The following is a 13,656-nucleotide window of genomic DNA, read 5'->3' as shown; positions in this document are numbered from 1 at the left end:
CAGGAGGGTCCATCGACCGCCGGATGGAGGAACTATGTCACTTGCGGCGCGGAAATGGACCCGCATTGCCTTTGCAGGACCCGGGGCGGTTATCGTCACCATCGCTATGATCGCGGGTATGGCGCTTTGGCTGCCGGGCGGCACGGCGGGGATCGACAATCTCGTGCTGCCGCTGGTGCTGATGCCGCTGATCTGGGCTGCGCTGTTCTTTCATGCCTGCCTTGACCGCCGGCTCGGCCGTGTCGCCCTGGTCGCGCTCGGGCTGCTCGCCGTCCATGCTGGTTTTGTCGCCAACAAATTTCTCGACCATGGCTCCGCCACGATGGAAGCCCGACCATGATCCACCTTGATAGGCAAGAAACCAAGTTGATGGTCGCCGTCCACGGCTGGTCGGGAATCATTTTGGGCTTGCTGCTCTATGCCGTGGTGCTGACCGGCACGGTCGCGGTTTTCGCCGAGGAGGTCGGCATTTGGTCGGCAGGCCATGTGCAGACCACATCCGTCTTCGAACGGCCGATCGACCGCGCGGTTCGGGATCTGGGCGCGCGCACGCCCGCCAAATATCATGAAGGCGTCGATCTGTTCGAAATCGGCGATCATCAACTCGGTGCCTTCTTTCATCGCCATGAAACCGATCCCGACGGCAGTTTCGTCAGCCGCGGCATCTATTATCAGCTCGACCGGAACATGCGCGTCGCCAAGAAATTGTTCGGCACCGGCGAGGAGGTGTTCGGGCCGCGCAATGATGATGCGCTCAGCAGCTTCCTGGTCGACACCCATGTCCGCCTGCATGTGCCCGATCCCTGGGGCTTGCTGCTGACGGGCATAGTAGGGCTGGCGATGCTGGTGGCGGCCATTTCCGGCCTGCTCATCCACCGTCACCTGTTCAGGGATATTTTCACCCTGCGGCGGAAGGCTCATCCGGTCCTGGTCGAGCGCGACCGGCACAGCGTGGCGGGCACATGGAGCCTGCCCTTCGCCTTCATCCTGGCCTTCACGGGCAGCTTCTTTTCCTTCTATTCGACGGCGGGCGTGCCGATCGTGGCGATGGCGGCCTTTGGCGGCGACGTGGCCGCGCTGAATGAGGCGGTCTATGGCAATCCCGGCAAGGCTGATCCCCGCGTGACGGGCATCGGCAATCTCGACGGGGTTATGGCCGACGCAATCCGCCGGACCAAAGGACGCGCGCCGACCTTCGTGACGATCGAGAATTTCGGTCGCGCGGATGCGCAACTTACCACCTATCATCAGCCGCCACCGGGCGACATCGAGCCCGCCACGCTGCTTTATGATGGAGCGACTGGTCAGTTCGAGCGCACCAAGCCGGCGATCGGCACCCGTCCTTCGGCCGGCGGTACATTGACAGCCATCATGGCGCCGCTGCATTTCGGTAATTTCGGCGGATTGCTCTCCAAGGCGATCTGGTTCGCGCTGGGCTTTGCCATCTGCTATGTGACGCTCACCGGCCTGCGCCTGTGGCTGGCGCGACGGACCTTGGATGTCCGATCTCTCGGCTGGCTGGACCGCTCGGTGTCGGTGGTCGGCTTCGGCCTGCCTTTCGCGCTGGCAATGTCGGCCGCCGCTTTCCTCATCACCCTTCCGTTGGGCACTGCCGTCTTCTGGACGACGGCCGCTTTCCTGATTGCGGCCGGCGTAGCGATCCTTGGCGCTGCTTGCCTAAGGTCAGCAAGGGCGGTAGCTTTGACCATGCAGTGGGGAATGGCGCTCGCGCTGATCGCTCTCCCGTTTCTTCGCCTTGCTACCGGTGGGCCGGGCTGGACGAGCGCGCTTCAAGCGAACCAGCCGATCATCATCATGATCGACGTCGCCTTCGCGCTCGGGGGCAGCGCGCTGCTGTGGCGTCTTCAGTCGCCCAGGCCAAGGTCAGACAACCCGCATGTTTCGGCACGCTTGCAGGCGGCGGAATGATGCTACCGGCAGTCTTCGCTCTTGGCGTTTCAGCGGTCGTCGTCGTTTTTCTGTGCATCGGTGACCCCAAGCGTCGGCGATCGAGCGGAGCATCCGGCAAGGTGCAGAGCAGGATGCAGCGATGGTGCCTGACCGGCGTACTTTGCCTGCCGGGGATTGCTTTTGCGCTGTCCGGCGATGCCGCCGCTTTCATGATGTGGCTCGGGGGGACGGCCTTCATCGGCTGGATCATCGCGCAGATACTCCCCTGGATAAAACCCGCAGACTGACAACCCGTTCAGACCGTAATCACTGAATTTCGGTTGCCACCTAAAGCATCCCACCTGCTGCGTCATGGCCTAGAAGCTCAGCAACCGACCCATGCCGGACTTTCAGCGCCTAATTTTCGATCCCCAGCAGCAGACATTCGCTTTTCTGCCAGCTGTCGAGCAGCAAAGCGTGAGGATGGTGCTGTCTAGAGAAGTTGTCACCACGCTGATCAGAATTGCGCGGACCAACTTCCCTCAGGCCGAGCGCTCATTTCTAGCGTGATGGTCCCTTGGACAGGGTAAGGCGTACCGTGATGACGTCGCCTTCGGCCAGCTTTTCTGCTTTTCTTACACTCGCCTTGATAGGCAGCATGTAGCCTTGAATGGCCTTGCTCGGGAAGACCGATGTACGCCAACACGTTTTGCCGATGCCAGCCTCTACGTAGACCGATCCCCAAGCCGCCGAGTAGCCAGACGATGCTACACGGATGGCTTCGGCGACCTCGCCGTCGATCGTCAGAAAATGCCACGACATCGATGAGAGCTGGCCATCCTTGCCTTCCCCGCGCCACAACCAGATAGGGCCGACATGCTCCCAAGCTGTTTCGGCAAGTGAGACGTCTCCGCCCAGTTCTTCTCGCAGGAAACGGATCAGCTCGAGATCTGTTGGGCCATCGTTCGTTTGCATCACGGGATCATTGGCTGTTCGCTTGTTTGATGCAACCCGATCTGGCGCTATCATTTGCGTATAAGTTGTCTTTCGTTGGATGCCGCAGCCGACCCATCCCCGTCATTAAGAGCTCGAATTTCACTCCTCGGATACGGGCGGCTAACAGCTGTTCCTGGGGTGGCCCGGTTCGGATTTAATGACCCTTGCGCCGAAGATGATGCCCCTTTATTGCAAATAGATCGCATTAGCGAATCTTTTGATAGGGGGCTGCTTTGTCCATCATTCGTGGGGCGCTGCTCGCGTCCGCTTCTTTCTGCAGCACCGTGGCCTATGCTGAACAAATAGCTATTCCCTCCACGGAAGTTGTTGAGGGGAACCAGATCGTCGTTACCGGCCGCGCCCAACGCCTGTACCGAACAGAAATTACGACGGTAGGCAAGAGCGCGCAAGACCCGCTCGATATTCCGCAGGCACTGCAGGTGATCAACAAGGATCTGTTCGCCGATCAGGGCGCGCGCGACGCGACGGATATCTATCGCAACATCTCGGGCGTCAGCTTCTTCAGCTATGCCGGCGTCACCTTCCGCGGCTTCCGGCAGGATCAGTCCTTCTACGACGGCATGCGGGGCAACCCTTTCATCGGCTTTTCGGTGCCTCAGCTCTTCAACATAGAGCGGGTCGAGGTGCTGAAAGGTCCGGCGGGCCTCTTCTTCGGGCCGGGCTCGCCGGGCGGCATCATCAACTATGTGTCGAAGGTGCCGGATACCAAGACGGCCATGCGGCTTGTGGCGACCGGCGGCAATTACGACCGGCGCGGCATATCGGCCGAAGCGACCGGCCCGATCGACAGTGACGGCATCGTCACCTATCGCCTTGGCGGCTTCTACGAGGCGATGAACCCGTATCGGCTGAACACGAAGAATGTGTCGCTGATCGGCGATGGCGGCGTCGCGATCCGGACGAACGAAGGCGGCAAGCTGACGCTGCAGGCGACGGTCTACGACAATGACCTGCAAGCGAACCGCCTTCGCGGTGTGTTGACCGACAATGCCGGCAATTTCCTGACCAACATCCGCTGGAACGCCAACGAGCCTACGGACTTCCTGCATCTGAAGTCGCAGGCCTATCAAGCGCGCTACGCCACGGCGATCGGCGATGCCGTCACGTTCGACGCTGGCGTGCGCTATTTCAAGGCGACGGAGACGCAGCAATATCACGAGCCGCGCGGTTTCGTGACGGGAAGCACCGATCTGGTCGCGCGGGAGTTTCGCGATCAGATCCGCGATGTGGACGGCCTTTCCTTCTCCGCCAATCTCACCGCACGCGTCAATCTGCTTGGGATGCGGCATAAGCTTCAGACTGGCGCGGACTGGTATGACGAAACCAGCGTGCTCAACAGCCGCATCCTGCGCGCGGGTGTGACACCGCTCAGTCTCAGCAACCCGGTCTATACCAACAGCGCGCGCGATGTGGCTCGGGCGGCGCTGCTGCCCTTCACCGCCACCGATACCCGCACCAAGCGCGAGGGCGCCTATCTGCAGGACCAGATCAGCCTGACCGATAGGGTCATGCTTGTGGGTGGTGTCCGATATGACAGGTTCGAGGATGGCGTGGTCGGCAACCGCTTCTACAGGGACGATGACGTCACTCTGCGTACGGGCGCCATCTTCAAGCCGCGTAAGGACGTTTCGGTCTATGTAAGCTGGTCGCAGAGTTTCGAGCCGCAGAGCGCCTCAAGTCAGACGGTCGATGCCGGTGGTCCGTTCGCCCCCGTGACGGGCGATCAGTTCGAGGGCGGGGTCAAGACGGACTTGTTCGACGGCCGCCTTCAGGCCAATTTCGCCGCTTACCGGATCGTGCGCAAAAACATTCTGCAAGCAGACCCCAGCCTGCCTCCGGTCAACGGCCAGGATCAATTGCGCCCGATCGGCGAGGTCACGAGCAAGGGGTTCGAGGTCGACCTTTCGACCGACATTACGGACAATTGGGTCGCGCTGGTCAACTATGGCTATAATGATACGAAGATCACCGGAACGATCGCGGGGCAGGCGATCACCAACGCCGTGGGCGATCGCTTCGCAAATGCGCCCAAACATAAGCTCGGCTGCTGGACCCGCTATCAGGTGCCGGCGATTGACGCGGCCTTCGCCGTCGGCGGCGAGTATGTGTCGCGGCGCATCAGCCTCTCCGGCCAAGGCGTGAAGCCCTACACGATTTTCGATGCGTCCATCACCAAGGGGCTGGGCTTTGCCGAACTGATGCTGCGCGTCGACAACATCTTCGACAAGGTCTATGCGGCCTCCGGCTTTTCCGCGCAGAGCGGGCATTTCCCAGGGGAGCCTCGCACCTTCCTGGCCGAACTGCGCTTCAGCTTCTGATCCATGGGTAAGGCGCATGCCAAGAGGGGTCGCTCGCTCTGGTGGGTGGTGCATAGCTGGATCGGGCTCAAGCTCTCCATCTTCCTGACCTTCATCCTTGCGACCGGTACGCTCGCCGTCTTCGCGCATGAGATCGACTGGCTGGTGACACCCTCCATGCGCGTTTCGCCGCGCCCGGAGCCGGTCGCCTCCTGGGGCGCCTTGGCGGAAGCCGCGGCGCGCGCAGCGCCGGAGGCACGGCTTCAGACGCTCTACGCCCCCATCGACCCGTGGTTCGCCGCCGAAGCATGGGTCAGCCATGGCAAGGGCGCGCCCGAGCGGATCTATGTCGATCCCTGGACGGCAGAGGTGACCGGCCGGCGTGGGTGGGCCAATGTCCACCGCTTCCTGCGGCAGGTGCATCGCCATCTCATGTTGCCGACGAAGATCGGCATTCCACTGGTGTCATCCCTGGCGCTGCTGCTGACGGCGTCGCTGATATCCGGAATCGTCACCTACAAGAAATGGTGGCGCGGCTTCTTCCGCGCACCGCGCACGGGTGACACGCGGCGCCTGACCGGCGACTTGCATCGCCTGATCGGCTTGTGGAGTCTCTGGTTCGTCGTGCTCATCGCGCTGACAGGCGTCTGGTATCTGGTGGAGACATTGGGCGGGAACGCACCCGTGCCCGAAATGCCGCAGGTTGCCGCCGGTACTCCCCCGGTCGGCGCCCGGCTGGATCGCCTTGTGGCGAGCGCCCGACGATCAGACCCGAAGCTCGACATTCGGGAAATCCGCTTCACGCCGGAGCACGGCGTCATACTCCTGGGGCAGTCGTCTGCCTGGCTTGTGCGCGACCGCGCCAATGGCGTCGCGATCGATCCGGCAACCCAAAGGGTGATTGCCCGACTGGATGGGCGCGACCTCAGTGTCCATCAGCGCATTTCCGAAATGGCCGACCCGCTGCACTTCGGCACGTTCGGCGGGCTGTGGACGAAGGTAATCTGGTTCCTCTTCGGCGCGGCACTCACCGCCATGGCAGTGACCGGCACCGTGATCTATGCGACCCGGTTGGCAAAGATCGCTCAACTGCATGGTAACGGCTGGCAGCTAGCCTGGCGCGGCATGGGAATATGGGCTTATATCGGCATAGCGCTCATCCTGATGGCTCTGGCGCTCACGCCAGGCGCTATCGCCGGCGCGAGTTGAGAATACGACCCTTCCCGGCCACTCGCTCCCGCTTTTAGTCTTCCTAAAAGCGGACATTGTTTCGGCGCGCGCCGGAGGGTCGCGCATGTCGGAAAAGTTGGACGATCCGGAACGGCTCCTTTCGGGAGCGCTGATAGGGATACCGGACGTTCCGGACGGCGGACCGACCTGTCAGCTTGGCGCCCTGATTGCCGTCGTTCAGCGCCCGCATAGATGCCCTCAAAAGCAGACGTATTCCTAACGGCTAGGGAGTTCCGCAACGTACTTCTACAGGGTGGTTCAGGTCGCCGTCATGCGAAAGACGTGCTGTGCGACAGATCTCTCCAAGCTTCGTATTCTTCACGCCGCCCCTCCAACGCCGCTGTGATCCCGGCCCAGCTGTCCGCGCCAAGAATTAGGCGTCGCGGCATCTCGCCCGCTTCTGCCAGCCCGACCAGAATTTCGCCGATCCGGTCGGGATCGCTGGGCGCCAGCGCGAAATCTTTGTCGTTGTCCAGAAGGTCGATGATCGCGTGGGCGCTTTCAGCGTATGCGTCGATCCGGGGGCTGCGAAGGTTGCGCTCGACGATTCCCGTACGGATGCCGCCGGGCTCGATCGCCATCACCTTGATCCCGAGCGGCGCGACCTCTTGCGCGAGCGCTTCGGTAAGCCCCTCGAGGGCAAACTTGGTGGCGCTATAGTAGCCGAGCGACGGCATTGCGACGACCCCGTTGAACGACGACACGTTGATGATAGCGCCTCTGCCCCGGTCCCGCATTCCCGGGAGAGCGGCGCGGATGGCGTGTGCTGCCCCTAGGACATTGGTTTCGAAGAGCGTGCGGATCTTAGCATCCTCCCCTTCCTCGATCGCCGCGAGATAGCCCAGCGCAGCATTGTTCACGAGGACGTCGATGCCGCCATGCCACGCCTCGGCTGCCGCAATGGCCCCTTCGATCTGGTCCGGAGCGGTCAGGTCCATCGACAACGCCAGCACCCGCTCGGGCGCGGTCTCGGTCAGCTTCGCAAGACGGGTGTTGTCGCGGGCTGTCGCAGCGACGCGATGGCCGGCGCGCAGCGCAGCTCTCGCGATCGCCGCGCCAAGGCCGCTGGAGGCGCCGGTGATGAACCAGGTTCGAGCAGTCATGATGGTTTCCTTTCAGGCGGAGGACCCGCGGAGCCACTCCCCGTCCGCTGCGCGCGAGCGGCCGAGCTACGCCTTCACGAAGGCGAGCAGGTCGGGATTGATGAGGTCGGCATGCGTCGTCAGCATCCCGTGCGGGTAGCCCTCGTAGATCTTCAGCGTGCCGTTGCGGAGCAGCCCGATCTGTTTCAGCGCCGCGGCGGAATAAGGCACCACCTGGTCGTCGTCACCCTGCACGACGAGGATCGGAACGTCGATCGCCGTCAGGTCCTCGGTCTGGTCGGTCTCGGAGAATGCCTTGATGCCCTGGTATTGGGCGAGCGCGCTGCCCATCATGCCCTGGCGCCACCAGTTGTCGATGATCGCCTGCGAGACGTCCGCCCCGGGGCGGTTGAAGCCGTAGAACGGCCCCGAGGCAACGTCGCGGAAGAACCGCGCGCGGTTGCCGGCCAGCGCCTCGCGGAAGCTGTCGAACACCTCGATTGACGTGCCTTCCGGGTTTGACCTGGTCTTGAGCATCAACGGCGGAGCCGCGCTGACGAGAACCGCCTTGGCGACGCGGCCCTGCGGCTGGCCATGCAGTGCAACATAGCGCGCGACCTCGCCGCCGCCGGTCGAATGGCCGATATGGACCGCGTTCCTGAGGTTAAGGTGCTCGACGACGGCCGCCGCGTCGGCGGCATAGTGATCCATGTCGTGGCCAATGTCGGTCTGCGTCGAGCGACCATGGCCGCGCCGGTCATGTGCGACCACCCGGTAGCCGTTGGCGAGAAAGAACAGCATCTGGCTGTCCCAGTCGTCCGACGACAGCGGCCAGCCATGGTGGAACATGATCGGCTGGGCCTCCTTCGGCCCCCAGTCCTTGTAGAAGATCTCGGTGCCGTCGCCCGTTCTTACGAAACCACTGCTCATCTTGCGTCTCCTTGGAGTCTGTCGGAGCGGCGTCAGGCCGCGATATTGAGGACGACCCGCCCCAGCGTCTCGCCGGCCTCGAGCGCGTCGTGCGCTGCGCCCACGCCGTCGAACGAGACGATCCGGTCGATGTGCGCGCGAAGCTCCCCGCGATCGACCATCTCGGCCACGCGGTTCAGGATTTCGGCGGTTCGGACACGCCGGATGTGATCGCCGGCTATCTGGGGCTGGCCGATATTCACGAAACGGATGTCGATATTGTTCCACTCGGCAAGGGCGTTGGTTCCCGTCGGCCACGGGGAGACAACGGTGTTCACCAAGGTCCCGAACGGGGCGACATGGGCGAAGCTCTGGGCGAAATTCTCGTGGCCGACGAAGTCGAATACGGTGTCGGCGCCTTCCTTGCCCGCCCAGCTGCGCAGGCCTTCGAGTACGTCTTCGGACCGATAGTTGATCGCGAGCTCCGCGCCCAGCGAGCGCACCAGATCGGCCTTGGCCTCGCTCGAAACCGTCGCCGCGATCCGCGCGCCCAGCGCGCGGAGATACTGGATCGCGATGTGTCCGAGCCCGCCTGCGCCGCCCTGGACCAGCACGAAGTCGCCGGGGTGGATGTCGGCCTTGTCGAACACAGCCTGCCACGCGGTCAGCGCGACGGTCGGCAGCGCGGCCGCCTCAAGGAAGTCGAGGCTGGCCGGCATCCGGGCCGCATAGTGCCCGTTCAGCACCTTGTACTCGGCATAGCTGCCGAACTTGCCGGCATAGCCACCGTCGACATACCAGACCGCATCGCCCGGCTGGAGGTGCTTGATGGCGGCGCCGACGGCATCGACGACGCCCGTCCCGTCGATTCCGAGGATCGTGAAGGCGTCGATCGCTCCGTCGCCGTACACTGCACCGTTCCTGCGGCTCTGCCAGTCTGCGGGGTTGATGCCTGCCGCCATCACGCGGACGAGAATGTCGGTATCGGCCAGTATGCGCGGCCTTGCGATCTCTCGCAGCTCGAGCACTTCGGGCCCTCCGGCGCGCGCCATGACCAGCGCTTGCATCGTAGCGACCTTGTTCGAGTTCTCGCTCATCGCCGCCTCCTATTCCGTGAACTCGAGGATGGTGCGGCGAAGCTCGAGACGCGTGATCCGCCAGCCGTCGGTCCCCAGGCGCCAGAGCTCGTGATAGTGCCCATAGCCGTGCATCCGGCGCGGCCCTTCCGACCCCGGGCGGAAGATGATCATGTCCTCCATCGACCAAGTCGCGGAAATCTCGGTATCGGAGATCTGATCTATTTCGTCGTTGTGCATCTGGTGGATCGACTGCCCGCCTTCGAGCCCGGCCCGGGCCGCAGCCACGAAGCTGTCGCGGTCGTCGTGGGAAACGACCAGGTTCCCCGCCGGATCGAACATGCGCACCTCGACCGCCGGCTCGAAGAGGTCGGCGAAACCGTCCCAATCCTTGGTGTCGAGGAAGCGGGCGTAGCGCGCCTTGGCGCGCCGAACCTGCTCGATATTGTCTATGGCGGTATCCATCGCCGGTCTCCTTTCTGTGACTGATATTGCGCCAAGGAGTAGAAACGTATAGATATCGGACCGCCATATTTGTTGCTCTATCGTCCAGAAGGATGGCTGATCATGGACCCTCTGACAGAGATCTTCACGCAAATGCGCATTCGCAAGGCGGGCTTCACGCGGCTCGATGCGACCGCGCCCTGGGGCTTCATGTCCAAAGGCGAGCAGGCCGTGAAGTTCGTGCTCGTGGTGCGAGGATCGGGAATCCTGATTTCGGGGAACAATGCCGAACCGATCCCGCTGCGCGGCGGCGATGTCTTCATCATGCTAGATGACGAGCCCTATCGCCTGTTCGACCATGAAGGCTCGCAGATGATCGACTGTGTCGACGTGGAGAAGCTGCGCGTGGGGCATCGGATAGAGCTAGGCGGCGGGGGCGCGCTCACCACCTTTGTGAGCGGCGCTTTCGAGATCGACGCGCTCGATGCCCAGCCGCTTCTCGCCGTGTTGCCGAAGCTGCTTCATCTAAAGCTCGATCAGAACCGGTCGCTTGCCTTCCAGTCAGTCCTCGAGCTGCTTGCAGCGGAGACCGAGGCGCCGGGTCTTGGCTCCGAGGCGGTCACGAGCCGGCTCTTCGAGCTGCTGTTCGTCCATGCCATACGCGCGCTCGCGTCGCAGCCTGGCGGTCCCACGCACGGATGGCTGGCGGCGCTCGCCGACCGCAATCTGGCGCAGGCCATAAAGGCCGTTCATGCGGAGCCCGGGCGGGATTGGACTGTCGAAGCTCTCGCGCGGGAAGCGGGAATGTCGCGATCAGCGTTTGCGGCCCGGTTCAAGGTCGTGGTCGGCCGTACGCCGTTGGAGTATCTGACCCACTGGCGCATATATCGGGCGACGCGGATGATCCAGAGGCGTGGCACAGCTCTGGCGGAGGTCTCCCGCAGCATCGGCTATGAGTCGCCGGCAGCGTTCAATCGCGCGTTCAAAAAGGAAACCGGCCAGACGCCGGGCGCTTTCAGGAAGAAGATCGGGCTGGAAATCGCACCCGTATGAACGCCCGCAAGGACGTCGTTAGCAGTCGATCAGCAACGCCTTCAGCTCGTCAGCTGCTATGCGCCCCAATCCCAGTCGCTCAGCTTGGGCCGACATGTCCTAAACTGATACTCGTTCATCCTGCTCTAAGTGGTGCCCTGGTGCGGCCAACCGTAGAACGTGTACGACCATCACCTTTCAAGCGTGGCTGGTTTGGATTGTGGACGAAATGTGGGCAAGCTTATCGGGGTTCTTAACTATGTAGATCGCGACGATTTTGCCGTCCTGCAGGTCGAGTGCCGTCGTTTGCAGTGCGCCGCCCTGATTGCGGCTGATGTAGCCGGGCAAGCCATCGATCATTACGGTGCGAAGCAATCTGGGCGGTGGCGCGTTCTTGCGACGTACTCCGGCAAAGACACGCAGCGCAAACTCGATCCCCCGCACGACATTGCGGAAAGCGAGTACCTTACCACCGCCATCGGTATGAATCTCGACGTCCTCCGCCAGGATTTTCGAAAGTCGGGTCGTATCTCCATCCCGCGCGGCGGTGAAAAAAGGCGCGTGCAAGCCTGTCTGCTTCGGCAGGCTCAACGGCGAACCTCGGTCGCGCAGCCTGAACATGTTTGCGGGCTCGTGAAGCGAGTTGACGGACGGCGGCAGGCTCTCGACCCAGGGTTATGGCCACCTCGGGCAATGCCACGTCGAACACGTCATGAAGAAGGAAGGCCGCCCGCTCCAGCGGCGACAGGCGCTCCATCGCCAGCATAAGCGTGACAGTTATGTCGTCGGCGATTGTTTCGTCCGGCTCGACGGACCCGATCAGCGGATCGGGTAGCCACGGACCTATATAGGTCTCGCGTTGTGCGCGCGCCGATTTCTTGCGGTCGAGGCACAAGCGGGTGACAATCCGGGTCAGATAGGTCGTAGGGAAGTCGATATCATCTTCGATCCCTTCCCAGCGCAGCCAGGCATCTTGCATAACATCCTCGGCATCGCTGTGGGAGCCGAGCATTCGGTATGCGAGCCGATGCAATCGATTGCGTTCGGCCTCATATCCGGAGATGCGCTGTTCACGTCTCGCCGTCCGTCGGTCGGCGGCATTTCCGCCGGCGCGCGTCGACACCAATGTCTCCTTCATGGTCATGTGTACAAGACGATGCAGCGTGCCCGGTTGTGACATAAACCCGGCCATTCACGAAAAATTTCTCCGAAGATGTCACACTTGCCCGTCTTGCCTCGTCAAGTCCGCGAGCGCCGCTGAATGGCGCCACAGGCCAAGGACATGATGATGAGCGAAACGAAACGGCTGATCTGGCACGAGATCGCGCCACAGGGCGCGAAGGCGTTGTTCGGTATCCATCACTACGTGACAACCGGCACCAACCTGCCGGAGGAACTTATACATCTCGTGTTCCTGCGGGTTTCGCAAATCAATGGCTGCGCGCATTGCATCGACCTCCACACGCGCGACCTACTCAAGACGATGCCGGTCGACAAAGTTGCCTTGATCCCGGTCTGGGCGGAAGTTCCGCATCTTTTTCCGGAGCAATACCGCGCCGCGCTGGCTTGGGCCGAGGAGGTTACGCTCGTCAGCGAAACACATGCTTCGGACGAAGCATATGCAGCTGCTTCGGCGGTATTTGAACCGAAGGACCTCGTGGATCTCACCATCGCCATTGCGGCAATGAATGCCTTCAATCGCCTTGGCGCACCATTTCGGTTGCCCGTCAAGGCGCAGGCGTGAACCGCTACGGAAGGGCCATCTCAATTAATGAAAGACCCGAACGTCTATCGGGGGACTGGACGGGCTGCTGGATGTATTGGTTCAGCGGCTTCGTTCTGCGAAGGATAAGCGCGCAGCGGCTGATTTTCCCAGCTGCCTTCCCAACCTGTAAGTACCCGGTCGGCCCAGATGCGGCCGTTCGTGCGATCGAATGCAATGTCCGATTTCGCAGTTCGAGTTCCAAAAGCGGCCCGTCGGCTGTCCGCCCAGAAGGCGCCATAACTCGCCGCGTGAATGAACGGCCGGTTTCGACGCTCAGGCGAACCGCCGCGAACGACGGCTATGTCGGCGGTTTAATCGTCTACATCGACCAACCAAGCTGGCATGTCCCGCTTGGCATGAAGCACGCGCCAGACATCCACATGGGTCTCGAATTCAAGGTAGAAAACTAGCCAAGGAAATCCTTTAAGCCCTATGGTTCTCAACCCGGGTAAGTTCAGCTCGTGAGACCATCGCGGAGAGCCTGCCGCCGGCATTTCCCCGATGAAAGTATAGGCCTGTTCAAGTGCATCAATGAAGCCGAAGGCGGCATCAGCGCCGGCTACATCAGCGTAATGTTCGACCGCAAGGTCGACATCCGCCCGCGCTTTGGCGCGCGGTATGATCGGTTTTGCAGTCACTACCCGGCGCGTTGCGCCACACGGTCACGAAGGCCTTGAAAATATCCGGCATCGGCCGGTGCTGAGGCTTCAGAACTGCCGCCGTCCAAGAGCATTTCACGAAGGCGCTGAATGTCCTGGTCCTTACGGATCAATTCCCGCACATACTCACTGCTCGTGCCATAACCACGCATGTTGACCTGCTGGTCAACAAACGCCTTGAGCGCATCCGGAAGCGAGATGTTCATCGTCGACATGGACTATGATATAGGAGGTTTGGCAAAATTTGGCAAGATG

Annotated in this window: 16 protein-coding genes; 6 read left to right on the top strand and 10 right to left on the bottom strand. The window is 62.1% G+C overall.

Annotated elements, in window-relative coordinates:
* Positions 1-34: 34 nt before the first annotated feature.
* Both TZ53_RS06205 and TZ53_RS06200 read left to right on the top strand, forming a co-directional pair.
* On the top strand, positions 35-340 hold the full coding sequence (locus TZ53_RS06205) for a hypothetical protein (RefSeq protein ID WP_044660733.1): 306 nt from the start codon (positions 35-37) through the stop codon (positions 338-340).
* Entirely contained in the window at positions 337-1,929 is a 1,593-nt protein-coding gene (locus TZ53_RS06200) for a PepSY-associated TM helix domain-containing protein (RefSeq protein WP_044660732.1), read from the top strand. Before TZ53_RS06205 ends, TZ53_RS06200 begins: the two co-directional genes overlap by 4 nt.
* A gap of 29 nt (positions 1,930-1,958) precedes the next feature.
* On the opposite strand, the gene TZ53_RS26655 is transcribed toward TZ53_RS06200, so the two are convergent.
* Positions 1,959-2,264, bottom strand: coding sequence for a hypothetical protein (locus TZ53_RS26655; protein ID WP_157009777.1), 306 nt, complete (start codon positions 2,262-2,264; stop codon positions 1,959-1,961).
* Positions 2,265-2,451: 187 nt separating this feature from the next.
* Positions 2,452-2,865, bottom strand: a complete 414-nt coding sequence (locus TZ53_RS06190; protein ID WP_052628122.1) for a DUF1905 domain-containing protein — start codon at positions 2,863-2,865, stop codon at positions 2,452-2,454.
* 461 nt (positions 2,866-3,326) lie between these two features.
* Between TZ53_RS06190 and TZ53_RS06185 the strand changes: the two genes are divergently transcribed.
* Both TZ53_RS06185 and TZ53_RS06180 read left to right on the top strand, forming a co-directional pair.
* Entirely contained in the window at positions 3,327-5,225 is a 1,899-nt protein-coding gene (locus TZ53_RS06185) for a TonB-dependent siderophore receptor (RefSeq protein WP_238320127.1), read from the top strand.
* A gap of 3 nt (positions 5,226-5,228) precedes the next feature.
* Positions 5,229-6,413 carry a PepSY-associated TM helix domain-containing protein gene (locus TZ53_RS06180; RefSeq protein WP_044660730.1) on the top strand — a complete coding sequence of 395 codons (1,185 nt, stop codon included), beginning with the start codon at positions 5,229-5,231 and terminating at the stop codon, positions 6,411-6,413.
* Positions 6,414-6,703: 290 nt separating this feature from the next.
* Here the strand turns inward: TZ53_RS06180 and TZ53_RS06175 are convergent, their stop codons facing one another.
* The 4 genes from TZ53_RS06175 to TZ53_RS06160 all read right to left on the bottom strand — a co-directional run bounded on the left by TZ53_RS06175 (position 6,704) and on the right by TZ53_RS06160 (position 9,966).
* On the bottom strand, positions 6,704-7,537 hold the full coding sequence (locus TZ53_RS06175; protein ID WP_044660729.1) for an SDR family NAD(P)-dependent oxidoreductase: 834 nt from the start codon (positions 7,535-7,537) through the stop codon (positions 6,704-6,706).
* A 66-nt stretch (positions 7,538-7,603) separates the two neighbouring features.
* Complete coding sequence (locus TZ53_RS06170; RefSeq protein ID WP_044660728.1) at positions 7,604-8,446, bottom strand: alpha/beta fold hydrolase; 843 nt, start codon at positions 8,444-8,446, stop codon at positions 7,604-7,606.
* A 32-nt stretch (positions 8,447-8,478) separates the two neighbouring features.
* Positions 8,479-9,522, bottom strand: coding sequence for a quinone oxidoreductase family protein (locus tag TZ53_RS06165; RefSeq protein ID WP_044660727.1), 1,044 nt, complete (start codon positions 9,520-9,522; stop codon positions 8,479-8,481).
* Positions 9,523-9,531: 9 nt separating this feature from the next.
* The gene (locus TZ53_RS06160; protein ID WP_044660726.1) at positions 9,532-9,966 is read right to left on the bottom strand and encodes a nuclear transport factor 2 family protein; all 435 of its coding nucleotides are present in this window, start codon (positions 9,964-9,966) and stop codon (positions 9,532-9,534) included.
* Positions 9,967-10,098: 132 nt separating this feature from the next.
* Between TZ53_RS06160 and TZ53_RS06155 the strand changes: the two genes are divergently transcribed.
* Entirely contained in the window at positions 10,099-10,998 is a 900-nt protein-coding gene (locus TZ53_RS06155) for an AraC family transcriptional regulator (RefSeq protein WP_197565239.1), read from the top strand.
* A gap of 177 nt (positions 10,999-11,175) precedes the next feature.
* Here the strand turns inward: TZ53_RS06155 and TZ53_RS27840 are convergent, their stop codons facing one another.
* On the bottom strand, positions 11,176-11,421 hold the full coding sequence (locus tag TZ53_RS27840; protein WP_337589249.1) for a hypothetical protein: 246 nt from the start codon (positions 11,419-11,421) through the stop codon (positions 11,176-11,178).
* Positions 11,422-11,443: 22 nt separating this feature from the next.
* Positions 11,444-12,121: a sigma-70 family RNA polymerase sigma factor gene (locus tag TZ53_RS27835; RefSeq protein WP_337589248.1), complete on the bottom strand. Its 678-nt coding sequence runs from the start codon at positions 12,119-12,121 to the stop codon at positions 11,444-11,446.
* A gap of 117 nt (positions 12,122-12,238) precedes the next feature.
* Here TZ53_RS27835 and TZ53_RS06145 point away from each other — a divergent pair, with 117 nt between their 5' ends.
* Positions 12,239-12,721, top strand: coding sequence for a carboxymuconolactone decarboxylase family protein (locus tag TZ53_RS06145; RefSeq protein WP_229742572.1), 483 nt, complete (start codon positions 12,239-12,241; stop codon positions 12,719-12,721).
* 332 nt (positions 12,722-13,053) lie between these two features.
* Here the strand turns inward: TZ53_RS06145 and TZ53_RS06140 are convergent, their stop codons facing one another.
* Together TZ53_RS06140 and TZ53_RS06135 are read right to left on the bottom strand one after the other, a co-directional pair.
* Positions 13,054-13,380 (bottom strand): type II toxin-antitoxin system RelE/ParE family toxin, encoded by a 327-nt coding sequence (locus tag TZ53_RS06140; RefSeq protein ID WP_044660724.1) that lies wholly within the window; start codon positions 13,378-13,380, stop codon positions 13,054-13,056.
* Positions 13,380-13,607, bottom strand: coding sequence for a ribbon-helix-helix domain-containing protein (locus TZ53_RS06135; RefSeq protein ID WP_337589247.1), 228 nt, complete (start codon positions 13,605-13,607; stop codon positions 13,380-13,382). Before TZ53_RS06135 ends, TZ53_RS06140 begins: the two co-directional genes overlap by 1 nt.
* Positions 13,608-13,656: the final 49 nt, after the last annotated feature.

Origin of the sequence: Sphingobium sp. YBL2, from assembly GCF_000943805.1 — a bacterium.
Lineage (GTDB): Bacteria > Pseudomonadota > Alphaproteobacteria > Sphingomonadales > Sphingomonadaceae > Sphingobium > Sphingobium fuliginis.
The sequence above is the reverse complement of the archived record's forward strand: the minus strand, read 5'-3'. Positions and strand labels throughout refer to the sequence as shown.